This window comes from Maribacter sp. 2-571 (genome assembly GCF_050589625.1).
Lineage (GTDB): Bacteria > Bacteroidota > Bacteroidia > Flavobacteriales > Flavobacteriaceae > Pelagihabitans.
In genome coordinates this window covers 1-25813 of the sequence record NZ_JBNGOP010000040.1, presented here as the reverse complement: position 1 = coordinate 25813, position 25813 = coordinate 1, and the positions used below count along the sequence as shown (strand labels likewise).

The following is a 25813-nucleotide window of genomic DNA, read 5'->3' as shown; positions in this document are numbered from 1 at the left end:
CAAACTCGACGTCATGTTCACGGCCTTTATCTATATCGCCCTGATTTTCGATGCAATTAGTGTTAACACGCCCTAGTCTAACCATAGGTACGGCCCGAAATGTCGATTTCTTTTTTTGCTTACAGCAAGTTCAAGCGCCGCATCAGTTCGGGACGGTTGGATCGGCTTATAGGGACAACGTTTTTCTCGATCAGTACACTATTGTCCTCAATGTCGATGATTTTGGTAAAGTTGATGATATAGGAGCGGTGTATCTGCAAAAAGGTTTTTTCCGGTAGTTTTTCCTTGATCTTTTTTAAGGTGTTGTGTACCCTATAGGTTTTGGCATCGGTAACGACCTCGATATAGTCCCCTTTTGCCTCGATCAATTGGATATCGGTCATTTTTAACTTGATCAAACGTCTGTCGATATTAATGTACAGCTCGTTTTCCGTTTCCGAAGCGGCGTTCGCCGTAGCAGTAGGCCGCAACGTGGTGTGTTTTACTTTTTGAATCGCCTTTTTAAAGCGTTCCAGGCTAATCGGTTTTACCAAATAATCTACAATGGTCTCATATTCATAGGCGTCAATGGCGAAATTGGTGTCGGAGGTGATCAGTACTATTTTGGGCGGGTCTTTGAGCGTTTGCACAAAATCGAACCCTGTGAAACCCGGCATGTGTATGTCCAAAAATATGACGTCGATACTTTCACGGTTCAGAAATTTTATGGCGTCGATAGCATTATCGAACGTGGCAATAACGTCCATTTCCGGGAGCTGTTCGCATAATTGTGTAACGACCGCCCTAGCGGTGGCTTCGTCGTCTATGATAATACAGTTCATGTTCAAATGGTTTTGAGATAGAGCGTAATTTTTTGTAGGATACTCTTGAACTTTTCGTCCATTTCCATATCGCCCAACTGCAACTGTTCCTCGTATTTGACGGCAAAACCGTAGGCATCGGTCATGCTCAAAATATTGAACTTGTGCTTTAGTTTATGCACGACTTCGGCCGCCGCCCTAGGTTCGTCCAACGAAATATGTTGTTTGTATTTCCGGGCCTCTTCCGGAAACTCCTCTTTGATGATGCGAATAAATTTTTGTTCGAATACACCGTCGCCTGCCGCGAGATCTCTAACATAGGATAGGTTGGGAATTTCTTTCATGTTCTATTTTTTAAGGGTAAAGTAAAACGTTGTTCCTTTGCCGACGGTGCTATCGAGCCAAATGGTACCCTCGTACAGGTCGACGATCTTTTTAACGATGGACAGGCCGATGCCGGTAGACCGTTCTCCGTTTCCGATCGATTGGAATATTTTAAATATCTTTTCATGGTATTCTTTTGCGATACCGATGCCATTATCCTCAATACGGAACTGCCAATGTGTTTTGGTTTCTTCCGCACTGATCACAACCTTTCCCGGATCTTTTTCGATATGTACAACGGCGTTTCCGATCAAATTTTGGAACAGCTGGTGTATTTTGGTACTGTCGGCACGTATGACCGGTAACGTATCTTTTACCTTCACCTGAACATGCTCCGGGATAAAAATTATCTCCCGAATCTCGTTAATAACGCTATTCACATCTACTTTCGTACGTTTGCTACTATCATCTTGTATGCTGGAGTATTTTAGGATGCCGCTGATGAGGCGGTCCATGCTCTCCACCTTTTCCTGCATTTGCTGCAGCTGAAAAACCCCGGTCTCGTCCAGAACATCTTTATAATCCTCCGACAACCAGGAGGCCAGGGCGCTGATCGATCGTAATGGCGACTTAAGATCGTGCGATACGATATGCGCGTATTCCTGTAAACCTTGGTTGCTCGCTTCGAGTTCCTGAAGTAATTTTTCTTTTTGGAGCTCCAGTCTTTTTTGATCGGTAATGTCCAAATGGATTCCTATGGAACCTACCGTTTTTCCCGTATCGTCGTACCGGGGCGCTCCACTGATCAACCAATGTCTTCTTTCCCCTTTTTTATTGGCGACCTGAACTTCATAGGAGTCCGATTCGCCCTGCAACCGTTTTTGATTTTTTTCGAGCAACAGCTCCTGTTCGACCACTCCAAGTACCTTTATGGCCTTTTTGCCGATCAATTCCTTTTCGGTAAATCCCGACATGGTGCAAAAGCTTTGGTTTGCCATTTGAATAATATCATCGGTATCCACTTCTATTAGGCCTAAGTTCATATTGGCGATAATACTCCCGTATTTCTCTTTTTGCGCCTCTAGGTTCCGTTTGTAGTTTTTGCGGATGGTGACATCTTGGTAGGTCCACAAATGTCCCTTATACACGCCTTGGTTAAAAATGGGAATGTAGTCCCGTTCCAGTATGCGGCCGTCGGTCATTTCCAATTCATCGTTCAATACCATTTTTCGCTCGGCCAATACCCGATTTATGCGTGCTACAAAAGCCTCCGGATGTTTAAAGTGTATTTTATTGCGTTCGGCGGCGCCATTGCAATCGGCTCCTTTTAGGGCTTCCGGGGCCTCCGAGATTTGGAAAAGGTCACAGAACTGTTGGTTGGTCAATGAAATGTTTCGGTGTTCGTCCTCCAAAAGGACTCCGGTCTGTAGGTTCAGTATCAAAGAGGAAAGGCGATTTTCCGAAGCTTTGATCTTTTCTTCCGCTTCTCGCTCCTTGCGGATGTCCTCTACCAAGGCGACTTGATAGTCGACCTTGCCCTTGGTGTTCTTTACCGCGCTCACCGTGGTTTTTGCCAACACCTCCGAACCGTTTTTATGGATGTATTTTTTGACTACCGAAAAGGTGTCCAATTCGCCCCGGTTCATTTGTTCCATTTGTAAAACGCTGTCTTCCGAATTTTCAGGGACCGATATATCGGCAACATGCATTTCTTTGAGTTCTTGTTGCGAATGCCCCAACAATTCGGAAAAGGCCTTGTTCGCTTTTACGATTTGCCCCTTCACCGTAAGCACGATACCCAATGGGGAGTTTTCAACAATAATGTCGAGCTGTTTTTTTTGTTCCGATAAAAGTTCCCGTATTTCTGTTTCTTGGGTGATGTCCCTTATAATGCCCTGTGCGGCAACCGGTTTTCTTTTGGCATCGAATATGAGGCTTGCATTGATCTGCACCCATTTTTCGGTAGCGTCGCGCAATATAATCTTGGCACGATAGTTTTTAAGGGTCCCGACTTCCAATAGCGACTGGAACGATGTTGCCGTGTATTGTACATGTTCCGGATGTACCAACTGCGCAAGGTTCAGGGATTCTTTGTTGTGGTCGTATCCCAAAAAATCCTTTGCGGAAAGGTTCATGTTAATGACATTGAACTTAAGGTCCATGACCACATAGGGATCGATGATGTTGATAAACACGCCGTCAAGCTCCGAAGTTTTTTCGTTGAGCAGGTTTTCCAATTTGCTGTTGGCGGTTTTTAAATGATGGGTAATATCATAAAGTTCCTTCGATTTTTCCTCCAGGATTTTTTCGGCTTGGATTCTCGCTTTTTTTTGTCGTTCCAGTGCCTTTTTAAGAAGGATGACCTCTTTATTTTCCATGCTGAACGACATCGAATTTTACTTCCGTACCATCGTCCTTTAAAAGTTCATAGCTAATCTCGGAGGTTTGGTTGAAATGTTCGAAGGCCTTTTCCATTAGCCCTTGTGCCAAACGGTACAGGCCGCGGGAAGAGCAATAGACCATGGAAATGGACGTATCGGTTTTTTCCAAGATTTTGAATTCGGGCAATTCGGCGTCCGGATAGAGTTTTTTTACATGAACATGAATGTGGTCTTCAATGGCATATAATAACCCCAAAGGGGATTGGTAGCTTTGTATGACCTCTGGGTGCGCTTTTCCCAAGCCATCGAACAAATACCTGCCAAAGGTATAAACGAGGTCGCCAATGGGGATATCGGTTTCCGCGCTCAATTGGGTAATAAGGCTCAACATTTCGTTAAAGTCATAAGTGCCCACGGAAGTATAGATTCCTTCGGACGGCAGTTGTGCTTCGTCGATAATGGTATCGACCGTTTCGAGACCAAAGCTGCTCTCGACCATTTCAAGAAATTCGGTAAATATGATGCCTTTCATACTTGTTAGATTTGGGATTAAAGTAGGAAAAGTAACACGTTTCACATATTTTTTGTTGTGAAACGCGGTTTTTTGTTAGGCTTTGACCAGTTCGTTGATGTTCCAGTATTCCAGCACCTTCTGTAATTTGGATTCGTATTCTTCATATTTGAGGGGTTTTATCACGTATCCGGCAATCCCGACCTTGTAGCACTCCAAGAGGTCTGCACGATTTTCCGAGGTGGTAAGAATGACCGTGGGAAGGTATTTTAGCCTTTCGTCCGCCTTTAGGATTTTTAAAAATTCGATACCGCTCATTCGGGGCATGTTCAGGTCCAATAGAATAACATCGGGAAGCTCTTGGTCCGAACGGAGAATATCCAGCGCTTCCTCCCCGTTTTTCGCTTCAACGATAGGATGCTTCTGTTTCATTTTTGAAACGGTGCGTTGTAGTTTCATCGTTTCGATCATGTCGTCTTCGATCAGTAAAATGTTCATAGTTTCCAAAGGTTACATTAACATGCAATATGGGACATTAACGCAAAATTTGATGGGGAAGTGTAGACGAATGGGGATTTAGTGTCGGTCAATGCCCATTTTTATGGGGTGGCCGTTTGCGGGAAATCCCGTGCAATGGGGCCAATGGGCCGTAGCCAAGTTGTTATCTTGAAGCAAATTCCTTGTACGGATTACAGTGGGAAAACCATACAAGAAACCTTGCCGTCCAGATTATCGTGGATGGCAAGGCTTGTTGTGATGGTATTTTTTCCGCTGCCAAAGCGCTATGACGGCGAGATGTTGGTCTAATACCATTTCAGAGTTAAAATGATATTACTTACTCCAATAGGCATAACGTGCGTTCAACGTATTGGTCAATGGTCCGGTTTTTCCGGTAGCGACTTCCAGCCACCAGATCTGGGAGGCGTTTTCGGAAACACTGAGGGTATATACAATATATTCCCCGTCGGGCGACCACGATAAATTTGTGATCAATGCGCCATGATCGACATTGAGCAACGGGGTTATGGTGCCGTTGTTTACGTCCAGGGTGGAGATGGTGAACATGTTGATCAGGGCACCGTTCAAAAAGGTAACGCCCCCGGCGCTTTCGGCAAAAACCAATTGGTCACCGGCAGGGTTCCAATCCACTTCTTGCATTAACGTACCGATACCGGTTTGTGGGTGTACCAATTCCGTGTTTACGGAAGCACCGTTTACATCGGCTACGTAAATTCCGTCCGAGCCATAGTATGCCAATTGGCCGCGGGACGACCAAACCGCGTTAAAGCCCCTTAGCTCATCGTTGATTACCGAAAAATCGTTGGTGTCCACAATGTTTATCGAACACACATCGTCCGAAACAAAACCTGGGTTACGCGAACGTCCGCAGACCGTTAGCGCACCACGATCGTTCGGTAGGTCCCAACTCGTACGTCGGACCTCTATGTCAATGGCCTCCCGGTTGTCCGGGTCATTGGTAAAGGTAAACCTGCCGGGATCTCCTATGGTTTGGTAAACGACCTCCTCGTCATTGGTAACGAGATTGTAGCGGAATAGATCGGTACCGGATGCCGGCACTATTTCAAGATCACCGGGGTTGGCGGGATTGAACGTTTTTTGGGCCATCGTAATTTCCTGCGAACCGTACCATTGGGGAATGCTGTTGATGAATTCCAAGGGTATTTGGCTATGGTTGACCACGTTTTGGCCGTTCGGCTCCATGGACGAAATGGTATTGTTACTATCGTTCAGAAATAGGATACGGCTAGATCCGGCATAGTTTTGCAAGCCTTCTGGAAGTGGTTCGGGCTGTGTAAAGGTTTCGTCTTCCGAGGAAAGTTTTACATCGTCGATGTAGAGTCGTATCGGCTCGGTGTACCCAATTTCGACTTCCAATTGAAATACCAGCGAAAAAGGAGGGGAATTGCTCAGGAAAAAACTGTCCCCATCATTCTCATAGTATAATTTTATCTGCCGCCACTCGCTTCCTATCTTGCTTTCGTCAAAATAGGATACAATACCCTGGCCACCTGCCAAACTGCCTAAAAACCCTTCTTGTGAATTGGTCATGTACAGTTTTAAGGCCCCTTCCGGTAGGGCGGTATCCGCTCGGATCCAAAAAGAAATGGTCAATAGTTCCGGCAGTTGCTGAATATCGAGCGTCTGCATTAAAATGGCGTTTCGCGTGGTAAAAAACGGTGCGTCGGCAGTTTCGCATATCGCGTCGTTTTCCAAAATGGCCGTTTGGCTTCCGCTATAGGCGTTGGCATCCGTAGCAATGCTTGCCCCGCCACAGGCAAACCATTCATTGCCTTCAAAACTGTCGTCTTGGAGCAGGTTCGGCAACGGGTCTGATTTTGCCGGAATCCTATCGGCATCATACCCGCTTAAATCGGTTTCGGGAAAACCGCCTTGCGGATTCTCGCCGCTTGGATCCATGTCGTCTGATCCGCAGGCGTTGAACAAAATCAGTACTGCACTGAGGTACGCTACAAGGTTTAAAAGGTCGGCTCTTTTCATATCCATTATTTTTGTGTTCGTAGTTGCTATTGAAACGAAGATGACGCCGTTCATCCGAAACAAAAAAAAAGCTCAAAAAAATACTCGAAAACCAGTAGAAAAAAGTACTTGGGTATGGGTAAGCCCCACTCGGGAGTGTATGGCCCGAGCCCTCAAATAAGCCGCTGTTCTATGGCGATTTTAACCAGTTGGGCGGCATTGGCGACCCCCATTTTTTGGATGAGGTTTCTGCGATGGGTTTCCACGGTAAGCGGGCTAATGGTCAACTGTTCCGCAATTTTGGGAGTGGTGATCCCCTCCGCGACCAGCGTCAGTATTTCTTTTTCCCTACGGGTGAGTTTTGGTACGGGTTTGTCGTCGAATATGGAGTCGGCCAATATTTTTTGAATTTCCGCACTAAAATACGACAGTCCTTCCCGGATCTGATGAATGGCCACGGTCAGCTCTTTGGAAGTTACGTTTTTGAGCAGGTAGCCCTTGGCCCCATGTTTTACCATTTGTTTGATAATGCTGGGATCATTGTACGTACTTAGGCCCAAAACTTTTAAATGTGGGTATTTATGGGTGATGGTCTTGCAGATGTCGACCCCGTTCATGTCGGGTAAATTGATGTCGAGCACCACCACATGTACGGTATTCCTTTTCAAAAATGTAAACAGGTCCTTGGCATTTTCAAAGCAGGCCACTACGGCTATGGTATTGTCGATGCCCATGGATGCCTTTAATCCTTCGATTACCAAGGGATGGTCGTCCACTACAACTACTTTTGCAACTTCTTTCATACATTGTTGATTTGAATGTTTACCGAGGTGCCCTCGTTTCGTTCAGAACTTATGTCCATGCTCCCGTTGAGATAGTCGACCCGATTTTTTAATCCCGAGAGCCCCATTCCTTTCGTTTTGGGTATCGCTGTCGGATCAAAACCGACCCCATCGTCCTCTACGGTAATGGTCACCTTGCCGTCTTCATGAATATACTGTACCAATATTTCGGTGGCGTTGGCATGTTTCACCGCATTGTTGATGAGTTCTTGAATAATACGGTAGATGGTCAACAGGCTATTGTTGTTTTTTATTTTTTCCTTACTATAAAACTGAAGAACGATATCGGTATCCTTATATTTTAGGGTACTGCAATAGTCTTCCAAAGCGGCCTTGAGCCCATATTTGATCAAGGTTTCGGGCATTAGGTTTCGGGCCACGCCACGAAGTTCCTGTAGGGAATCGTCAAGATTGGCCAAAATATCATCGATCTGCGGGGCTATGGCGGCGGCTTTCTTTTCTTCGGAAAGTTTGGATAGTTTAATGCTCACGCCGGAGAGCCGACCGCCCAGGCCATCGTGCAGGTCGGCGGCCAATCGTTTGCGCTCCTGTTCCACCCCTTCCATCATCACCCCAAAAAGTTCGCGTTCCTGCTCGGTCTTCAGTCGCTGTATTTCCTGTTCTTGCTCTTTTTGCTTGAGCAGCGCCTTCTTTTGGCGGTTGTTGTACGTGAGATAGCCCGAAATGGAAATAAAGGCCAGCGATCCAAGTAAAAAATACAGCAGGTAGTTCTGCGATTTTTTACGCTCCAGGCTAAGATCGGTCTCATTGTTTTTGTTGCGCAGGGCCAAAATTTCCCGATCGCGTTTTTCCTTTTGGTAGCGCTGCTCCAAACGAGCGGTCTCCTTTTCTATTTCGTCGATCTTTATGCTATCGTTCAGTTTAAAATACCGATCGGCGTAACGGGCCGCCGCTTCGTGGTTTTCGTCCCTACGCTCATATTTGGTGAGTGCTTCCAAGGCATATAAAGCGTTATGTGGATTTTCCTTTTGCGAAATTTCCAAAAACCGGAGCATGTATTCCTTTTGCTTTTTATGGTCGCCCATGAGTTGGTAGGTTTCTACATACTGAAGGTAGAGTTGGGGGAGTGCGGCAAGGTGCTTACTTTGCTTAATGCGTTGCAGGGAACGGTCATATTGTGTCAGGGCTTTTTGGTACTGTCCTTTTTTGGAATGGTATTCGCCCAATTGTTGATAATAGAGCTGCCATCGGGGCGATTGTGGGGTTTTTAGCAGAATGGAACGGGCCTTTTCCAATATTTTTTTTGCCCGGTCAAGGGAATCCATTTCCATCAAACAGCTCGAAAAAATAAGACGGTCGGCGGCAAACTGGGAATAGGCATCCGTTTGTTCGTAATTGGTATCGTTTTCATTAAAATAACCATAGGCTTTGGAAAACTCGTTGTTATTGAAAAAAGTAATACCAATGTTGGAATTGATGATTCCCAATACCTTGTAGTTTTTATACTTTTTTACAATAGGGGCCAGTTCCGTAAGATAGACCAGCTCTTCGTCCTTTCGGCCTTGATTGGAGATGCTCGATGCCAAATTTAAGACGGCGTCGGCCCACAGGTCGATCAATTTTTCGGAAGAATCCCGTTGTATTTCCCGTTCGAACAAGCGTTTTGCCTTTTTGTAATAGCGTTCGGCCTTTTGCATCTCATTATAATCGTATACAACAAAACCTAGGGCCGAATACGCTTTTCCCAAGCCTAGGGAGTCTTCGTTTTTTTGAAAAAAGGCCAGTGCACGATGGGCTGAATCATAGGCCTTTACGGAATCGATACCGGAAGCGGATTTTGCAATTTCGATAAGGGTATGGGCCTTTTGAAAATCGTTGTCGGCTGCATGGAGCAGTTGTTCCAAGCTATCTACGGCGGCGGACGAACTTTCTTGGGCATGCGAAGGCATCGCGAAGGCCAATACTATTGAAAAGAGATACAAGCGGAGGTTCGGGAACACCTTTTTTTTACAAGATATTCAATAACTGGGAATCCTTTTTAAAAGCACCGAAAAAATACCTGTAAACTAGTAGAAAAAAATACACGGGTAGGGGGAGATGATTTTGGAGTTTAATGCGGTTTCAACACAAAAACACCCTCCTAGATAAGTGATGACATTACCCCAATATGCTTCCCAATTTAAACATGGGCAGGTACATGGCCACTAAAATGACCCCGACAAGAATGCCTACTACCAAAATGATCAGCGGTTCCATAAGCGTGGACAAGAGTTTTGATTTTTGCTGTACTTCGATATTGTATTGCTGGTTCAGGCGCTCGAAAATGAATTCCGTTTGATTGGTTTCTTCCGCTACCTTGATCAGGGCCACCATACGATGATCGAAAATGGCATCGGTCGATAGGCTTTCGCTCAAGCTTTTTCCTTCCAATATTTTAGCACTCACTTTTGTCAACCCTTGTTTTAAAGGGTAAAAATCGATCATTCGCGTTACCAGGTCGATACTGTTCAATACCGGTACCTTGGAGGCGGTCAATAGGGTAACCGCTTGTGTAAACTGTGCCATGTATACTGCCCGGATAAAGTTCCCGACATAAGGGATTTTCAAAAGAATACGGTCTCTTTTACGCTTATACCACTCCTTTTTGGTCCATAAACTTCGGGATACGAGTACTAAAGTCAGCAGCGCTAGAAACCACCATCCATAATCTTTTATCATATCCGAAGCGGCAATAATAAATTTGGTGATGTCCGGAAGGTCTACGTTGTTTTGTCTAAAAATATCTTGGAACATCGGCACTACCAGCCGTAACATAAAAACAACGACCAATACTGCGGTGACCAAAATTATAATCGGGTAGGTGAGTGCGTTGATCAGGTTACGGCGCTGTTCGTTCTTTCTGGAAAAGAACTTGCCCATTTCTTCTGCAATTTTATGGGTAGTACCGGTTTCTTCTCCAATTTTTAAGGCATAATATTCATATTCGGTAAATTCCTGCTTGCTGCGGATCACCTCTGAAAAAGCCTCCCCTAATACCAATGCGTCCACTAACTCATTGTAAAATAGGCGTTGTTTTTCTTTTTTTTGGTTTTCGCCCATTAGGGCAAGCGCATCCTTTAAGTTGATTCCCGCTTTCAACAATACATGGATTTCGGTATAAAAATCTTCTTTCTTCTTACTGGAAAAACCGGAGCCGAACCAGGTAATCTCCCGCTCCAAAAAAGAGACCTCGTTCCCCTTTTTTACAGCGGTATTTTCTGCTTTCTTCGGTGTGGTTGAATCTAGTTTAAAGCCCATATTCGGTAGCTGTTATAATCGGTTTTGCAAGAAATGGTTTCGGTAGTTTCATGGTCGGGTTATTGCATGTATTCGTCCGCGGCATTGGTTTGGTGTACAAAAATAATTTTAGCGCCCTGACTTTCGATGGTTTTTAGTTCCATGGCATCTATAGCTCCCTCAAGGATGGTTGCCCCATCCCTAAAAAAAAATAGTTGATCGGTGCTAATGGCAAAAGTGTCCTTTTCGCGGATGATCCATTCCTTTTGAAAACGATAGGTCTTTGCTGCAAGAGGATTTCCACAGGTTAGGGTCTGGTCCTTTTCCGAAAAATATAGCGTGGGATAGGTTTGAAAGTCGACCCATAGCGCTTGTTTGAACCGGTTGATTTCCGAGTTGGTGGCATAATTTTGACCGATGCCCGTTATTTGGCGTTGTACCAAGCGCAATACCGAAAATGCCAATCCTACCACGATCAGCGTAATAACAAGTACCACCATCATCTCGCTTAACGTAAAGCCGGGTATTTTTTTGGGACTATTTTCCAAGACTGCTATAGGTTTGTTGTTTTTTTTGGGTCCTTTGCTGAACGGTTTCGTACCGAAGGTAAGTGGTGTTGGACCGTGTTTCATATTCGATCACAATGGTATACCCTTCCCATTCCTCTTCATACGGTATACTGATCAAACCATGTGCGTGCGCATATTCGAGTTGGTGCAAATGTTCGGTAAGGCCAGTAGTGTTGTTTCGAATGCTGGTGGAAAAAATACGGTTCAGTAAAAAACTGGACAACATAAAGACAATCACGATCAAAACCGTGGCTACCATGGTTTCCATAAGGGTGGAAGCTCTTATTTTTTTTAGTACAGCCATTTGGAAACTGTTTTCCGTTGTTTTTTTCCAAGGATGGGCAAGCCCGAATACTGGGGCGGGTGCGCTTCGTTTTCGATGGTTCCGTTATACAAATGGTTTTGATAAATACTTCCGTTTTCCAAGGCAATAAAGCCACTGGTATATACCGTCCCAAAAACCTGGCCCAGATGTTCCAGATTTCGTTCGCAGTATACTTCGCCCCGAACCCTACTATTTTTTTCAAGCTTTACCTGCGGATAAAAGGCCGTTTCTTCTTGTTTTTCTTCCAAATAGAGCACTATTCCCGAGATTTCGCTTCCTTGGTCAAGGTGTATTGCTGGCGGTTGCATTCGGTTCCCATTTTTTGGGGCGTTCCGGTCTTTTATCGTTATCAATGCGGAGGGATACCCTAGGTTGCAGTTTTTGCCCACTTCGATCTGTCTGCTGGCAAGTGCCTGAAAAATTCCGGTGGAACGATTTTTTATGATTATGGTCGGGGCCACTAAAAGAACGTCCTGCAATTGGCTGCTTGCATCGACAATGATGCGTTGCGATGCACGAACGACAATGTTACCGCGCAGGGATGCCCCCGAAAGATCGACCACCGTACCCGATAGCCATTTTGTAGGTTGCTGAAACGAATTTTCGGCTTTGATACCGTTTACTGACCGAATGCGCTCCGTTATGGGTATCGCACTTCGGTTTTTCAGCAATCCGTTCAGATATGTTTTCATACCGGGGTGCAATTGTGGCAATTGTTCCTTGCTTTCGCGCTGTCTTCCCTGAACCAAAGTGTTTCCATAAAACGCATTACCGGAAATGTTTCCCGGCCGTATGCCTTGTTTTGGAAGATAGGCCTCGCCCTTAATGGCCGCTCGCCCAACGATGATCAAGGGACGCTGTCGATCCTGTAAATAAAGGGCCGGTGGCGTTTCTTGATTTCCATGGCCGACTAGGACCGACTTTATAAAACGGTTTTTTTTAGCAGTGGCCGTTACGGTATACTTCTCAAAAACGCCCCAATGGGAGCGTATGCCCGTCAGGTCGATACTCAAATCGTCGGGCGGAAGGTCGAGTTGGGTGGAATCGGAAATGGGCAGCGTGTTGTTCAGCACGAACTGAAGTCCCATTTCCGTTTTTTTAACGGTATGTACGAGTAAGGTCGTTTTTTTATTAAAAAGATCGTTCGTCTGGGATAGGGTGACAAAGGCCAATAACAACAACGCAATGACGACGCTGATGAAAAGAACGAATTGGAGTGCGCCCGCGTTTATTTTTTCGTTCCATTTCACTGGCTGCGGGCAATGGTTTTGGTCTTGTTGTGGTACCGGACCTTAATAGAGGAGGCCGTACCGCTCAATAGCCGAACCTTATCGATCTCCTGCTGCAAGTTCATCAGGTGTTGTTTTCCGTTTATGGTCACAAAAAAAATGTTTTGCTCGGTGCTGGAATCGGTAATCAGGCCGGTATAGTTGATAACGATTTCGGGTAATGCCGGGGTGGCCGGTTTTACGGTACGCTTGGTATTTTTTTTCGGTTTTTTGGGAACCGTCCCTAAAAAGGGGTCTCTATAGTCCGCAATAATCGAAAAAGTGTCTTTTTTTTGAACGGCAAGCGGTTTAAACGATACGGAAGCGGTATCGGTTTCCTGCGTCGTACCCGTAGCTGTCGGGGCCAGGATACGATACGCGATCGTTCCCCAGATGGCCAATACCACTGCCAGTAGTACATAGGTTTTAACGTTCTTCTTCATTTTTTGTACTTCGGGAAAAACAAGTGTCCCGTTTAATTGATAGTGAATTCGAACACTGCGGAATCTTCACTTCGGTTACCCCCTGCATCAAACGCCTGCACCAACCAATAATAGGTGTTGGAAGATAGGGTTGTTTCAAAGCTTTTGTTCGCGCCAAGTCCCTTGCGTTCCAAGCTCTGTAGTTCGGGGTCGGTATAAATATATACACTGTCGCGTTCGGCGGTTCCGGCAACATCTTCCCTCGACCAGGTAAAGGTCACTTCCACGGCATCCAAAACCGCTCCATCTTCGGGAGTGATCGGCGCAGGAGTGTTCGGTGCGATCAAATCGATGTTCTCATCGCCATCGACCGTAAAGGTATTTGTGGTAAACGGTGTTTCAAAGCCGCCGTTCAATGCTTTTACCCGCCATTGGTAATTTCCGTTCAATAGGGTTGTTCCCAATTGCGTACGAATGCTCCCCAAGGTATCTTGCACGATCAAACTGTCCAATAATATTTGGGCGGCGTTCTCAAAGTTTGGTGTTGCCAATTCAAACTTATAACTACGGGCATCCTCGACCGTATTCCAATTGAAGCTTACCTGATTTTGGGTAACGACACTCCCGTCCACAGGGGCCAGCACGTTCACCGAACGGTTGGAAAGGTCTTCTTCTTCAATAATGTCGTCGCAGGCGCAGCACAGCACGCCAAAACAGAATATTCCTAAAATAGTTCTCAACCTCATTTTAAAATTTTAAATAAGCGCGGTCCGAAGTGACTTTGGCCGCTTTTTTAAATGTACCCTTTGGACATTTTTGCGAACCGCTCAACAGGGTTTCTATCCGTTTATGGTGATAGCGGTCCTCACCCCAACAAAATGAGGCGTAGGCGTAGTCGAAAACCTGTATTTCCGAAAAGGGGACGGTGGTCTCCCGTTTGTCGTGTACCAGTACCAAATGCCTGCCCAACGGCGTGTTTTCTCGAAGGCTAATGGTATTTGCATTCAGGAATTGTTGCAACAGGGCATCGGGCATGGTGACATCCAAAGTGGTCACGATTTTGTAGGAGTCATCGTTTTTTAAAAACTCCCGTACCGCGATATTTTCTTTTGAGTTCAGCCGACCGGTCAAATCAATTTTATCCAACAATTGAAGCCGGGCGTATTTGGGTTTATAGGGAAGGGAATCTTGGTAGGCGATGCCGTTGATCTTTCCGGCCTTAATCATGAAATCGGTATAGGTCGTATAACTGGCATTGTTGAAGGGGAGTTCCTGCGCGGTAACTGCCAATGGCGTGCTCCAAATAGGATCTCCCACCTGTTCCGAAATGGAAAACCACAACGCTCCCTTGGTTTGTACAATGCTCCCCATTTGGGGCAGGCTCAACGCCGCTTCTTGGTATTTTGCCTTGTGGGCGGCACAGCCCAAAAACAAAAGGGATAGCACGATACCGGCTATTCTGATATGCATTTTCATTGATTACAATCGTTAGTTGAAAGACTGCACTTTAGAGCAGGGCTTTCAGTTTCTACAAATCTTCAACAAGTAGGCAGGCATTCTTGGCGGGCAGTAATTTTTATGGATTACAACACACTTTGCCGCCAACTGTTTACTGCTACTTTGATACAATGTTGAAAAAGAATTTTATTCTTTTCCTATCAACCTGTGCATTTTAAATCCAAAGGAGTAGTTTGGTTGCTTGATTCTTAGGGTTAAAAATAGGGAAAATTCGACACTTGCTGTGGGCCTTGCGTTATAAATCGGTATTGTTTTCGGGGGATGCAACGGTTTGTCTTGATTTTTGGTTTTTAATCGATATCATGCTATTTGTGAATCCCTATTTTGGATATTTTAAAGGGACTTTCAATCACGTCAATAAAAAATGATAGCGGTCCAAATCTACTCAGATGCCATGGCAAGAACAGGGTTTCTTTGAGAACAGCACCTATTTTAAAGTTGGCCTTCGTTTTACGGGCATGACGGATTTTTGGTTTTGAGCATTGCAGTCATTCGATTGGCATGGAAAGATAAGGATGGCCACTGCAGCTTTTATGCAGGGAAGTAGTTTTTTGAGCGATTGGATAAAACGACTCTCTCTAGTTATCGTTTTAAGGAAAAATGCCCCTTGAATACCTTTCCGTCGTTATAACGATACTGGAACCAATAGTCCGATTCGGGCAAGGGGTTTCCGTTAAAGGTACCGTCCCAACCAAGGGAGGAGCGTGTTACTTGGGCGATCAATTTTCCATAACGGTCGTAAATGTACAGCTGGGATTCGGGAAAGGCTTCCCCGCCGATAATGTTCCAGTGTTCGTTGGAATTGTCACCATTAGGGGTAAAGAACTTTTGGTAGCCTAATGCTATTGGCCACCAAACTGTCGACATTGGCCTTGAGTACCTGTGTTTTTTTATTGAACGCCTCCTTTTCTAGCGCGGTAAGGGAATACCCCTCGATCAGTTTGTTAACATCTACATACACAAGCGCTTGTGATGGGTTTGAAACAAAAAAGGAAGCGACATTGGCGATCAAGGCCAATAGTGCAATGGGGAACGCTAATTTGTTCATTATGCTGTAGTGGTTTTAATACCATTTCAAAGTTAAAATGGTATAAGATTTGGTTTATTGTTGTTCCAATTTTTGAAGGCGTTGCTCCAACAGGCGGGATTTTAATTGTTCTTGTTTTATGGTCTTGTCCTGCCCCAACAGATAAAGCGTAAGTTCTTCGATTTTCTCCAGAAGTTTCAGGTTCATTTCTTTGAGGAGTACCCCTTCCTTTTCCATTTGTTTTGCCGAGGGAATGTTGGGCAAGTGACCGTTTTCTTCTATGTATTTTTGCAATTCAAGAAGGGAACGAAGCTTATAGTCGTCATAGAAAACATAGTCGGGGGCCAAGGCGCCGTTCAAGTCCACCTTTATTTCTTTGGCGTGTATTTAGCCGTTTACGGTAAGCGGTGCGTCCGGAGCGGAGGTTCCAATGCCGACATTGCCACCGTTCAGATAAGAATTGCCTTTGGCCGTAATTAGAAATTTATTTGTAAATGAATTGTCCCGACCGGTAATATAACCATCCGATTGACCATTCATTGCTACTTTGTACGAACTTCCTGCTTGGACCGTTACATGTTGTTCCGCTCTAAGGGCACCATGAACATCCAGTTTAGCGGTAGGGGAAGAGGTTCCAATGCCCACATTTCCGGCATTATAGGAAATGGAATTTCCATTGTCCGTCCATTGGCCAGATCCTCCCGCAGGAGTAGTTCCGGAAAGTGCCCCGAAAGCATGTACCTCGGCAATGGAAAGCACCTCGTTTGTTGGTTGACCAGTATTGTCCTTGTGAATACAAATGTATCTTCCAGTTACATTTGTATTTAACTGCTGTACACTTGTGCTGCCGGATAGCGTACCGATCAACGTATAGTCCGAGGGGTCGGTAGATGCTGCGTTGCCTACATGAACGGTGACACCATTCAGACGACTGCTACAACAATCGGTTCTATTATATACATCTATTCGAGAAAAATCGTATTCGGCCAAAAGGTCTACGCGCCACCAACTTATAATATCATTGTTCGTGGTGTGGGTAACGGAACCGTTGGACCAGCTGCCATTTGTATCGCCATCAATTGCCCGTTGGGGAACACCTACGGTTCCGGTGCGATATTGTTCTGCGGTAAACTGCGTAAGGTCTATCTGTTGTGCAAAGCAATAACTGCCGGTGATAAATGCGGTTAGCAGGATAACAGTTTTTTTAATACCGAAAATATTTCTTTTCATGTTTTGTTTTTTAGGGATTGATTGTTATATGTTATTGGGTTCTGTCAAAATCATACCGCAGCCTATTACTATTTGCAACACCTTTTTTGCCAATTTCATTGACCAAATAAACTTCCCTATATTCCATTTTTGAAATAGAAAGTTATGTATAATAAAATAGCATTTGTGCTAAAAGGAAAAGATATCGGGGGGATAACTCTTATTAAAATGTGTAGGTGATTTATATAACGGTTAGCATACAAATGTACTTTTTTTTGAAAGATAAAAACAAGTATTATTTATGCTTTTTGTAATAAAAATCTATACCTTTTCTATGCTTTTTATGTTCCCAAATACATCGCCCAAGTATTTTTTTCATTTTATATCGTAATTTTATGCTGCTTTGGTACCTTATTAGAACGTAAGGTTTGCCAATGTTTGGTAAAACTAATCGCCCCCACTGCAAAAAAAGTGCAGGGAAGCACATTATATTGACGAACCGTTATTTTTTGTAGGGAATTCCCTTGCCAACTTTTGTAAATACTGCCGTTTATCCGGTAATCGTATCTTTTATGGAGCCTTACAATAATCTTATTGGTGATTTTTATACCTTGTCAAAAAATTTGGTGGAATGAAAAAATGGGATACTAAGGTGCCTGCCATTAATTTGCAGGAGATGTTGATCGTACTTGCGATCATCGGTATTTTGCTATTGCTCGCGTTGCCCAACCTCATGCCCCTGATCACCAAGGCAAAAAGCGTAGAGGCACAGGTACAGCTAAAGGCCATTTATAATGCGCAAAGCACCTACCGTTATATGTACAGTAAATATAGTGCCGACTTTAATGAGCTCGATTTTGAGGCACCAAAGACGATAAAGGAAAATGGCACCGCAAATTATGTGTATCAGATTATAGGCGCCGATAATGCCACTTTTAAGGCCAGGGCGGAAGCCATAACGGATTTTGATGGCGACGGGGTGTTGAACGTTTGGGAGATCGACGAGACGGGAACACCCAAGCAAACGGTAAAAGATTGATCGTAATCCTTAAACTTTTGGCCATGATCTGTAGTGGAGCTATCTTTTTACAAGATGTTAAGGACCGATGGGTCTATTGGTTTTTATTTCCCTTGCTCGGTATTTTTTTGGGAACCATTTTTTTTCAAACGGCCACAACAATGTTCTTCGCCGTTTCTGCCATGATGAACTTCGCGATAACTACTATAATTCTTCTCATATTATATGCCTATGCCAGATGGGTCATGAAAAAAAAATTTGTCGACCACAGTTTTGGGTCGGGCGATCTGCTATTCTTCTATGCCTTGGCAATCGGGTTTCCCACGGTAACCTTTATCCTGCTTTTTACGGGCGGGGTTTTCTTTTCCGCATTATTGTACATGTTGTTCAAAAAAAGGTGGAACATGAAAACCGTACCTCTGGCCGGCTTTATGGCGTTCTTTTTGCTCATGGTACTGACCGGAAGTTTTTTTGACATTTCCCCATCCCTCTATATCCTTTAAAGTGCAGACCGACTATAAAATACCCGCCAGTATTCAACAACGGATCAACGCCGAACAGGCGTTCCATTACCGGGCGGTTCCTATTGCCGAAAACGGCGATACGCTTTTGTTTAAGACCGATAGTACCCGTTTGGATGCGCTTTCCTCTGAATTGCAGATCGTTTTGAATACACCGGTACATCTGGAATACTGCGAATCGGGGGAATTGGATAACTATCTGACGGCCAATTACCGAAAGGCGACCGAGACCGCCGATAAAAATTTGCGGTATACCCCAGACTTTCTGGAAAAAATTTTGGTGACCGCCAAAGAGATCGGGAGTAGCGACATCCATTTTGAACCCTACGAGACCCGTTGTCGGATCCGTTATCGCATAGACGGTAAATTGGTAGAACAGTTCCATATTCCCATTCAGGAGTATCCCGTCATCATCAACAAGATCAAGATAAAGGCCGATCTGGATATTTCCGAAAAAAGATTACCGCAGGATGGTCGGATCACCATAAAATCGTTAAGTGATGAATTTGATATCCGCGTGTCTTCCCTGCCGACACTTTTTGGGGAAAAAATAGTACTCCGGATCTTGAGTAAAGATGCTACCGCGATTTCTTTAAGCGATTTGGGCTTTACCGAGCAGGAACTGCGGATCTATAAAGAGGCCATTCGAAAGCCAAACGGTATTGTATTGATTTCCGGCCCAACGGGATCAGGGAAAACCACTACGCTTTATGCCACCCTTAAACTGCTGAACGTCGCCGAAACCAATATCCTTACCATTGAAGATCCTATAGAGTATACCTTGGAAGGGATCAATCAAGTACAGTTGAAAGAAAACATTGGATTGGATTTTTCCAAGGCCCTCCGTACTTTTTTACGGCAAGATCCGAACGTGATCATGGTCGGGGAAATACGGGATGTCGATACCGCGAACATGGCCATACGAACGGCACTGATCGGGCGTTTGGTACTGTCGACCATACATACCAATTCGGCCTGGGCCACCATATCGCGATTGATCGATATGGGCATCCCTTCTTTTTTGATCGCCACTACGCTGAATATGAGCGTCGCCCAACGTTTGGTGCGAAAACTATGTCCTTTTTGCAAACAAAAAGAAAAAGTAGTTCCCGCACTTTTTCCCGATACCTTTGCGCCCCCGTCCGGAATGCGGGAGCATTATGTGGCCAAAGGATGTACCCATTGCCATCATACGGGATATAAAGGAAGAAAAGCGATTTACGAGATCATTCCCATTACCAAAGAACTGGTATTGCAAATTAAGAACAACGCCATGCAGATAGACGATTACCTTATGGAAAATAAGATCGTTACCTTGCAGCAGAACGCGCTCAAAATGATTCGAGATGGTGAAACCGCCATTGATGAGGTGTATGCGTTATTAACCAATTGAACAATGAAGAAGCTATTGCTGATCATGTTGCTTTTTTCGAGCTGTCTTTATGCACAGGAAAGCATCAGGATCCAAAACATTAAAAATAACTTGGAGGCTTTGTCCGTCGATAATACGGGACTTGCCGAAAATCTAAAATTGGAAATAAATGTTGCCAACGTAAGCCTTACCAATTTTCTTTTGGCCGTTTCCAAGGTGCACAACATTAATTTGAACGTTGATCCCGCACTACAGGACATTACCATCGTAAACAATTTTTCCAATGTTACCGTGGCCGATCTTTTGGTGTTTTTGGTACGGCAATACGATCTCGATATTTCCTTTACCGGAAACATTTTGTCCATATCAAAATTTATTCCGCCACCGCCCGAAATTGTAGAACCCGAACCTATTGTCGGTTTTGATCCTGCGAACGAGCTGCTTTCCCTCGACCTAAAGGACATTCCTTTGGAAAAAGCGTTCCGGAGCATCATCGACCGTACCGGAAGAAATTTGTTGTACAACACGGGTATGGAAACTATTACCTTGAACAGTTATTTGAGCAATGTGCCCCTTGATGCCGCAATGCAGCGTTTGGCGGAGACCAATGGTTTGGACTTTTCTAAATCGAGGGATGGTTTTTACCTTTTTAGTCAGGCTGCCGATACAGGGGGCAACACTAGGAGAAACAGGATCAATACCGCAAGAAACGGTACCGATTTTTTCTATGAGATATTGGATTCTGTCAATAGAGTAGTCTCCGTTGACTTCAATAAGGTTCCCATTGCCAAGATCATTGAAGAAATGAGTTATGACCTGGATTTGGACGTGTATACCGCCACTCCTTTGGAAAGTGCCGGTACCATAACTTTCAAAGCAAAAAAAATAGCGTATGATGCCTTGTTGGGACGCATGTTCGAAAGCAAGAGCAAGAGTACTTCTTCCCCTACTTCCTCGAATACAAGCAGCAGCAGGTCTGCCAACAGTACCGGTCAGAATAGTTCCCAAAACCAACGCGGTACCAGAAATGGAAGTACGCCTGCATCAACACCTACCAATTTCACCTTTAAAAAAGAGGGCGATATGTATTTTTTCGGAACCGCCGATCAACTGAGCGTTCGAAACATAGAGGTCGTACAGATGATGCACCGCTCCGTACAATTGTTGGGAGATGCCGAAGGGGCTTCCTTTGGGAGTCGTGTTTCGGGACGGACCGTGAATAGCAACGTAAATTATGTGGGCGGTGGTTTTCAAAACGGTATCGGGGGCAACCAAGGTTTCGGAAATAACCAAGGTTTCGGAAACAACCAGGGTTTTGGGAATACCAGAAACCTCAATACCCGATCCAATAATTTTGGGGATTATCGTTCCGAGGCCGAAGCTTTGGTAAACATTCTTCCGGATGACATAAAGGCAGATCTGGATATACGGATGGATTTTGAACTGAACAGTTTTTTGGTCAGTGGTCCGGCGGCGAACATCAATCGTTTTAAGGCATTTATCGCAGAGATCGATAAGCCCGTACCTGTAGTGCTCATCGAAGTAATGTTGATTGAGGTACGGAAGTCCGCTACCGTAGAAACTGGTATCAGTTGGGGCATCGGGGACCAACCCGTTACCACTAGCGGAAAATTGTTTCCGCAGACCGATATTACCTTGGGGGCGAACACGGTAAACAAAATTATCGGTGGTTTTGATGGTTTTGGATCCTTTAATATCGGGAAAGTGGTGCCCGAATTTTTTGCGACCATAAAGGCAATGGAGGAAAGCGGGGCCGTAAAAATTCGTTCTACCCCCAAACTATCGACCTTGAACGGCCATAGGGCCAATTTGTCTATTGGGGAGACCACTTATTATGTGGTGACCAATCAGAACTTTTTTGGATCGCAGATCCCGACCACTTCCGAAGTTCGGAACTACCAACCGATCGATGCCGAGTTGGCGGTAAGTATCAAACCCTTGGTTTCGGGCGATGGGCAGGTTACCTTGGAGATCAACGTGATACAATCCGATTTTAGCGGGGAACGTATCGAGGACGAAGCCCCTCCGGGATTGACCTCTAGGGAGTTCAGTTCCATAATTCGAATGCAAGATCAAGATTTGGCCATTTTGGGAGGGCTTGAAGAAAAAATTAAGAACGATGCCGGTAGCGGCGTACCCTTTTTGGCCCGCATCCCCGTTATCAAATGGCTTTTTAGCAGACGAAAACGGGAAGATACCAAGCAGAAACTCACTATTTTAATCAAACCTACCGTTATTTACTAATTTGTGCTCGACCGTATTAAAACATATCTGAACGAGGGCAACGCCTATTATGCGCTAGAAATATGCGAGCGATCGGGGGAAACCTTGGTGTACCTCTTGCAAATACAGCGCAAGGGACAAGAGCTTTTTATTGTTGGGGAAACGGTTTTTACGTCTTTGGGGGCCGCTGTTGCCGAAATGGAAAAGAACAGGCCCGTATGCCTCGTAGTGAATACCGCAAGGGTGTTGGTAAAAATAAACGATACGGTCGAGAACGCCGGTGTGGAGGCACAGGTGCATAGCGCTTTCCCGAACCTGGATTTTGATAGTTTCTATTACAGTATCACCAAAGGGGTTTTAAAGGATGTGGTGGCCATCTGTAGAAAAGAGGAAATAGACGGGTATCTGGGTCAGCTTTCCAAATTGAAGATTTCCGTAATACAATTGTTTTTGGGCGTGTCCCCGGTTTCCGGCATAAGGGAATACCTGCCGTCCGGAAGCGTGCCGGTATCCAACCAAAAACTGGTTTTTTCCGAAGGGTCGCTTGAAAACGTCATAGCGTTCGGGGAAAACGATAGTATTGTTCCACAGGTGTACGATGTTAACGGGCTTTCCGTGAAGAGTACCTATCTTTTGGGGCTTTCCGGAATATTGGCCCATCTTCTAAAAAATAATGAAACGGAAGGTAATATCACGGCCATAGCAACGGATTTGCGAAGTGCCTTTGTCGATCAAAGACATTTTGGTCTGCTATTGAAATCCTCCCTAATAGGGATTTTGACCCTACTTTTTGTTAACTTTTTGTTTTTTAACCACTATTATGAAAAGGTAGGAACACTGCAGGAAAAAATAGCCGTGAACGATGCCAATAAAGAACAGTTGGTACAACTTAAAACGGCGGTAAAAATTAAAGAGGAACGCCTGAACGCCGTTTTGGCAATGGCAAATTCGAATACCTCCGCTTTGCTAGATACCTTGGCGCAAAGCTTGCCAAGTACCTTGTTACTGAGGGAAATTCAATACCAACCGCTACAAAAACCGTTGCGGGAAGCGAAACCCATCGAAATTGAAAATAAAACAGTATTGGTTTCTGGAGAAGTATATAGCAGTAGTGATTTTTATACTTGGGTGGCCGAATTGGAAAAGCTGTCATGGGTGGCCAAGGTAGAAACCACCGACTATGATTATAGCCGAAAAAACACCTCGGACTTTACCATTAAAATAACCATCGATGAGCGGTAGAACAAAAATGCTGTTGTTGATGTCGGCAGTGCTATTGGCAGTATTGCTCTGTTATCGGTTCGCGATTTCAAATACTTTGGAGCAACGGAACGCGTATAAAAAACTGGAAGCGGAACGCGCACTGTTGAAAAACGCGCCACAGCAATTGGCATTGCTTATGAAAAAGCAAGTGTATTACGACTCGGTCTTGGGAAAGATGAACTTGGGAAATACCTCCATCGAGAATAATTTATTAAGGGTCATCAATATCGAAGCGGAAAAGAACGCGTTAAAACTTATAGATTTTAACGACCCGCACCGGGTTTTGGTAAATGCAAATCGTTTGAACACTTTCGATTTTACGCTGGATGGGGAGTTTACTTCGCTATTAAAAACCATATATACACTGGAGCAAAAAAACAATTTTGGCGAAGTGGTACACCTTCATTTTTTAAAAAATAAAAATTTCCGGACCAATAAAGAGTATTTGACGGCCCGGGTGTTTATTCAGAATATCGAGTGATCTTTTTATATCCTTTTTAGTGCTCATTGGCCGATTATCCAAAACCTGTTTTTGAATTCTTCCATAAGATCAGGGCGAGCATTGTTAGAGCATGATCAACTGCTTTCAAATAGTTGTTTTAACCCGGGTTCTGCATTAGAACTTCGTAATGAAGCTTTTAGCTGCGATAAAATATGACATTTTATGAATGTAAGCATAGCCCCAAAACTTCGGGGCTACGGTTACATTTGAAAATGTAGCGCAGCACCATATTTTGAAGTAGCTGGAAGCTGTAATAGATTTTCTAATGCATAAAGCGGGTTTAATCATTAGAATTCCCCGATGCTCTGTGTCGGAGTTTTGGAGGAAAGTTTGAAAACGGATGGTTTTCATAAAATCCTTAAACTTTCTTCCGCTTGATACCTCGATGGCTCTGCCTCGAAGCAGTTCACTATGCATTGACATAGCGGTCGTGTCCTGCTTGTATTTTGAAAGACCGACTACTGAGGCATCGATTATATTTATTGGATTATATCCAATAAAAAGGAAATATTCCATATATTAGCTATCCTTTTTGAAGATGATTATGACCAAAACCATCTTACATATCGATTTGGATACATTTTATGTGTCGGTAGAGCGGCTTTTGCATAGTGAATTGCAAAAAAAGCCTTTGCTGGTCGGGGGTACGGGCGATCGCGGTGTGGTGGCCGCATGCAGTTATGAGACACGTGGTTTTGGGGTGCATTCGGGAATGCCCATGAAAATGGCCAAAGAACTTTGCCCGGAAGCGGTAGTCATTCGTGGGAATGCCGGTACCTATAGCAAGCATTCCGATATGGTCACCGAAATTATTAAAGAGCAGGTGCCCCTGTTCGAGAAATCCAGTATCGATGAGTTTTATGCAGATCTTTCGGGGATGGATCGCTTCTTTGGCGCCTATAAATATGCTACCGAAATGCGACGGAAGATTATAAAGGAAACGGGTTTGCCCATTTCCTTTGGGCTGTCCGTAAACAAAGTAGTTTCCAAGGTGGCCACCAATGAGGCAAAGCCCAACAATCAGTTAAAAATAGACGAAGGGCACGAAAAGCATTTTTTGGCACCCCTTTCCATTAGAAAAATTCCTATGGTAGGCGATAAGACCTACCAGACCCTGCGGCATTTGGGATTACGTCAAATCCTGAACATTCAGCAGATGCCAATAGGGGTAATGCAACGTGTTTTAGGTGCCAATGGTACCGTTATTTGGAAACGTGCCAACGGGGTGGACAATACTCCCGTGATTCCTTTTTGTGAGCGGAAATCGATTTCTACCGAACGTACTTTTGACCGTGACACCATAGATGTACACCGTTTAAAAGGGGTATTGATCGCAATGACCGAAAACCTGGCCTATCAACTGCGACGGGGTCAAAAACTAACGGCTTGTATTTCCGTAAAAGTCCGGTATTCCGATTTTAATACCTATTCCAAACAATTGCGTATTCCTTATACCAGCGCCGATCATATTTTGATTCCAAAAATTTTGGAACTTTTCAAAAACCTCTACAATCGAAGGTTGCTGGTGCGCTTGGTCGGTATTCGTTTCAGTCACTTGGTAAGCGGAAACTATCAGATCGATCTTTTTGATGATACCGAGGAAATCGTAAACCTGTACCATGCCATGGATACCATTCGTGAACGGTATGGCGATAAAAGTGTTATCCGTGCTTCCGGACTGGGTGCCAAGACGATAGGGCGTATGCACAATCCCTTTAATGGGAAGCCTCCTGTAGTGCTGGCGCACCGTAAACAGTGATGGGGACAACTGGTGATGACTTAGTGGAAAGTGGCTAGTTATAAGTAATAAGTAGTTTGTGAAGGAATGACACTGAATTTGAACTTGAGTTTGATTCTTGAACTTGAGTTTGTCCTTTGTCCTTGTTCTTTCAGCGCAGCGGTCTTTTTTTCAATGAGCAATTAGGTAATAAACAATGAACAATTGAAAGTACTTGGTGCAA

26 protein-coding genes are annotated in these 25813 nt (G+C 44.4%); 7 read left to right on the top strand and 19 right to left on the bottom strand.

The window, feature by feature from the left end; genetic code table 11:
• Window positions 1–119 precede the first annotated feature (119 nt).
• The 19 genes from ACRD7P_RS19955 to ACRD7P_RS19865 form a co-directional block, all read right to left on the bottom strand.
• The gene (locus ACRD7P_RS19955; RefSeq protein ID WP_430909537.1) at window positions 120–821 is read right to left on the bottom strand and encodes a LytR/AlgR family response regulator transcription factor; all 702 of its coding nucleotides are present in this window, start codon (window positions 819–821) and stop codon (window positions 120–122) included.
• Between the two features lie 2 nt (window positions 822–823).
• Window positions 824–1144 (bottom strand): Hpt domain-containing protein, encoded by a 321-nt coding sequence (locus ACRD7P_RS19950; protein ID WP_430909536.1) that lies wholly within the window; start codon window positions 1142–1144, stop codon window positions 824–826.
• 3 nt (window positions 1145–1147) lie between these two features.
• The gene (locus tag ACRD7P_RS19945; RefSeq protein ID WP_430909534.1) at window positions 1148–3502 is read right to left on the bottom strand and encodes a PAS domain-containing sensor histidine kinase; all 2355 of its coding nucleotides are present in this window, start codon (window positions 3500–3502) and stop codon (window positions 1148–1150) included.
• Window positions 3492–4037, bottom strand: coding sequence for a heme NO-binding domain-containing protein (locus tag ACRD7P_RS19940; protein WP_430909532.1), 546 nt, complete (start codon window positions 4035–4037; stop codon window positions 3492–3494). The genes ACRD7P_RS19945 and ACRD7P_RS19940 overlap by 11 nt, the downstream gene beginning before the upstream one ends.
• A gap of 75 nt (window positions 4038–4112) precedes the next feature.
• A complete protein-coding gene (locus ACRD7P_RS19935; protein ID WP_430909531.1) occupies window positions 4113–4514 on the bottom strand; it encodes a response regulator in 402 nt (133 codons plus the stop codon).
• Window positions 4515–4847: 333 nt separating this feature from the next.
• Window positions 4848–6536, bottom strand: coding sequence for a hypothetical protein (locus ACRD7P_RS19930; protein WP_430909529.1), 1689 nt, complete (start codon window positions 6534–6536; stop codon window positions 4848–4850).
• 152 nt (window positions 6537–6688) lie between these two features.
• A complete protein-coding gene (locus ACRD7P_RS19925; protein WP_430909528.1) occupies window positions 6689–7318 on the bottom strand; it encodes a response regulator in 630 nt (209 codons plus the stop codon).
• On the bottom strand, window positions 7315–9318 hold the full coding sequence (locus tag ACRD7P_RS19920) for a tetratricopeptide repeat-containing sensor histidine kinase (protein WP_430909527.1): 2004 nt from the start codon (window positions 9316–9318) through the stop codon (window positions 7315–7317). Before ACRD7P_RS19920 ends, ACRD7P_RS19925 begins: the two co-directional genes overlap by 4 nt.
• A 157-nt stretch (window positions 9319–9475) precedes the next feature.
• Entirely contained in the window at window positions 9476–10615 is a 1140-nt protein-coding gene (locus ACRD7P_RS19915) for a type II secretion system F family protein (RefSeq protein WP_430909526.1), read from the bottom strand.
• A gap of 59 nt (window positions 10616–10674) precedes the next feature.
• Window positions 10675–11142 (bottom strand): prepilin-type N-terminal cleavage/methylation domain-containing protein, encoded by a 468-nt coding sequence (locus tag ACRD7P_RS19910; protein ID WP_430909525.1) that lies wholly within the window; start codon window positions 11140–11142, stop codon window positions 10675–10677.
• The gene (locus ACRD7P_RS19905; RefSeq protein WP_430909523.1) at window positions 11132–11467 is read right to left on the bottom strand and encodes a hypothetical protein; all 336 of its coding nucleotides are present in this window, start codon (window positions 11465–11467) and stop codon (window positions 11132–11134) included. Before ACRD7P_RS19905 ends, ACRD7P_RS19910 begins: the two co-directional genes overlap by 11 nt.
• The gene (locus ACRD7P_RS19900) at window positions 11455–12738 is read right to left on the bottom strand and encodes a hypothetical protein (RefSeq protein WP_430909522.1); all 1284 of its coding nucleotides are present in this window, start codon (window positions 12736–12738) and stop codon (window positions 11455–11457) included. The genes ACRD7P_RS19905 and ACRD7P_RS19900 overlap by 13 nt, the downstream gene beginning before the upstream one ends.
• Window positions 12735–13199: a hypothetical protein gene (locus tag ACRD7P_RS19895; RefSeq protein WP_430909521.1), complete on the bottom strand. Its 465-nt coding sequence runs from the start codon at window positions 13197–13199 to the stop codon at window positions 12735–12737. The genes ACRD7P_RS19900 and ACRD7P_RS19895 overlap by 4 nt, the downstream gene beginning before the upstream one ends.
• 32 nt (window positions 13200–13231) lie before the next feature.
• Window positions 13232–13924 carry a hypothetical protein gene (locus ACRD7P_RS19890; protein ID WP_430909520.1) on the bottom strand — a complete coding sequence of 231 codons (693 nt, stop codon included), beginning with the start codon at window positions 13922–13924 and terminating at the stop codon, window positions 13232–13234.
• Window position 13925: 1 nt separating this feature from the next.
• Complete coding sequence (locus tag ACRD7P_RS19885) at window positions 13926–14648, bottom strand: hypothetical protein (RefSeq protein ID WP_430909519.1); 723 nt, start codon at window positions 14646–14648, stop codon at window positions 13926–13928.
• A gap of 630 nt (window positions 14649–15278) precedes the next feature.
• Window positions 15279–15563 (bottom strand): T9SS type B sorting domain-containing protein, encoded by a 285-nt coding sequence (locus tag ACRD7P_RS19880; protein WP_430909518.1) that lies wholly within the window; start codon window positions 15561–15563, stop codon window positions 15279–15281.
• Window positions 15508–15744: a hypothetical protein gene (locus ACRD7P_RS19875; RefSeq protein ID WP_430909517.1), complete on the bottom strand. Its 237-nt coding sequence runs from the start codon at window positions 15742–15744 to the stop codon at window positions 15508–15510. Before ACRD7P_RS19875 ends, ACRD7P_RS19880 begins: the two co-directional genes overlap by 56 nt.
• 54 nt (window positions 15745–15798) lie before the next feature.
• Entirely contained in the window at window positions 15799–16089 is a 291-nt protein-coding gene (locus ACRD7P_RS19870; protein WP_430909516.1) for a hypothetical protein, read from the bottom strand.
• A gap of 21 nt (window positions 16090–16110) precedes the next feature.
• Window positions 16111–16953: a discoidin domain-containing protein gene (locus ACRD7P_RS19865; protein WP_430909515.1), complete on the bottom strand. Its 843-nt coding sequence runs from the start codon at window positions 16951–16953 to the stop codon at window positions 16111–16113.
• 610 nt (window positions 16954–17563) lie between these two features.
• Between ACRD7P_RS19865 and ACRD7P_RS19860 the strand changes: the two genes are divergently transcribed.
• From ACRD7P_RS19860 to dinB, 7 genes are all read left to right on the top strand, one after another.
• Entirely contained in the window at window positions 17564–17971 is a 408-nt protein-coding gene (locus ACRD7P_RS19860; protein WP_430909514.1) for a hypothetical protein, read from the top strand.
• Window positions 17968–18453, top strand: coding sequence for a hypothetical protein (locus ACRD7P_RS19855; protein ID WP_430909513.1), 486 nt, complete (start codon window positions 17968–17970; stop codon window positions 18451–18453). The genes ACRD7P_RS19860 and ACRD7P_RS19855 overlap by 4 nt, the downstream gene beginning before the upstream one ends.
• A gap of 1 nt (window position 18454) precedes the next feature.
• Window positions 18455–19864 carry a GspE/PulE family protein gene (locus tag ACRD7P_RS19850; protein WP_430909511.1) on the top strand — a complete coding sequence of 470 codons (1410 nt, stop codon included), beginning with the start codon at window positions 18455–18457 and terminating at the stop codon, window positions 19862–19864.
• Window positions 19865–19867: 3 nt separating this feature from the next.
• Window positions 19868–22108, top strand: a complete 2241-nt coding sequence (locus ACRD7P_RS19845; protein WP_430909510.1) for a type II secretion system protein GspD — start codon at window positions 19868–19870, stop codon at window positions 22106–22108.
• Window positions 22109–22111: 3 nt separating this feature from the next.
• Window positions 22112–23329, top strand: a complete 1218-nt coding sequence (locus ACRD7P_RS19840) for a hypothetical protein (protein WP_430909508.1) — start codon at window positions 22112–22114, stop codon at window positions 23327–23329.
• Entirely contained in the window at window positions 23319–23831 is a 513-nt protein-coding gene (locus ACRD7P_RS19835; protein ID WP_430909506.1) for a hypothetical protein, read from the top strand. The genes ACRD7P_RS19840 and ACRD7P_RS19835 overlap by 11 nt, the downstream gene beginning before the upstream one ends.
• A 565-nt stretch (window positions 23832–24396) precedes the next feature.
• Entirely contained in the window at window positions 24397–25611 is a 1215-nt protein-coding gene (gene dinB, locus ACRD7P_RS19830; protein ID WP_430909505.1) for a DNA polymerase IV, read from the top strand.
• The last annotated feature ends 202 nt before the right edge of the window (window positions 25612–25813 follow it).

Coding starts and splice junctions, on each gene's coding strand:
- ACRD7P_RS19935 (WP_430909531.1), bottom strand. CDS start 4,514: ATGAACATTTTACTGATCGAAGACGACATGATCGAAACGATGAAACTA.
- ACRD7P_RS19865 (WP_430909515.1), bottom strand. CDS start 16,953: ATGAAAAGAAATATTTTCGGTATTAAAAAAACTGTTATCCTGCTAACC.
- ACRD7P_RS19835 (WP_430909506.1), top strand. CDS start 23,319: ATGAGCGGTAGAACAAAAATGCTGTTGTTGATGTCGGCAGTGCTATTG.
- ACRD7P_RS19915 (WP_430909526.1), bottom strand. CDS start 10,615: ATGGGCTTTAAACTAGATTCAACCACACCGAAGAAAGCAGAAAATACC.
- ACRD7P_RS19860 (WP_430909514.1), top strand. CDS start 17,564: ATGAAAAAATGGGATACTAAGGTGCCTGCCATTAATTTGCAGGAGATG.
- ACRD7P_RS19955 (WP_430909537.1), bottom strand. CDS start 821: ATGAACTGTATTATCATAGACGACGAAGCCACCGCTAGGGCGGTCGTT.
- ACRD7P_RS19950 (WP_430909536.1), bottom strand. CDS start 1,144: ATGAAAGAAATTCCCAACCTATCCTATGTTAGAGATCTCGCGGCAGGC.
- dinB (WP_430909505.1), top strand. CDS start 24,397: ATGACCAAAACCATCTTACATATCGATTTGGATACATTTTATGTGTCG.
- ACRD7P_RS19890 (WP_430909520.1), bottom strand. CDS start 13,924: ATGAGGTTGAGAACTATTTTAGGAATATTCTGTTTTGGCGTGCTGTGC.
- ACRD7P_RS19930 (WP_430909529.1), bottom strand. CDS start 6,536: ATGAAAAGAGCCGACCTTTTAAACCTTGTAGCGTACCTCAGTGCAGTA.
- ACRD7P_RS19925 (WP_430909528.1), bottom strand. CDS start 7,318: ATGAAAGAAGTTGCAAAAGTAGTTGTAGTGGACGACCATCCCTTGGTA.
- ACRD7P_RS19905 (WP_430909523.1), bottom strand. CDS start 11,467: ATGGCTGTACTAAAAAAAATAAGAGCTTCCACCCTTATGGAAACCATG.
- ACRD7P_RS19845 (WP_430909510.1), top strand. CDS start 19,868: ATGAAGAAGCTATTGCTGATCATGTTGCTTTTTTCGAGCTGTCTTTAT.
- ACRD7P_RS19875 (WP_430909517.1), bottom strand. CDS start 15,744: ATGAACAAATTAGCGTTCCCCATTGCACTATTGGCCTTGATCGCCAAT.
- ACRD7P_RS19885 (WP_430909519.1), bottom strand. CDS start 14,648: ATGCATATCAGAATAGCCGGTATCGTGCTATCCCTTTTGTTTTTGGGC.
- ACRD7P_RS19895 (WP_430909521.1), bottom strand. CDS start 13,199: ATGAAGAAGAACGTTAAAACCTATGTACTACTGGCAGTGGTATTGGCC.
- ACRD7P_RS19880 (WP_430909518.1), bottom strand. CDS start 15,563: ATGTCGACAGTTTGGTGGCCAATAGCATTAGGCTACCAAAAGTTCTTT.
- ACRD7P_RS19945 (WP_430909534.1), bottom strand. CDS start 3,502: ATGGAAAATAAAGAGGTCATCCTTCTTAAAAAGGCACTGGAACGACAA.
- ACRD7P_RS19940 (WP_430909532.1), bottom strand. CDS start 4,037: ATGAAAGGCATCATATTTACCGAATTTCTTGAAATGGTCGAGAGCAGC.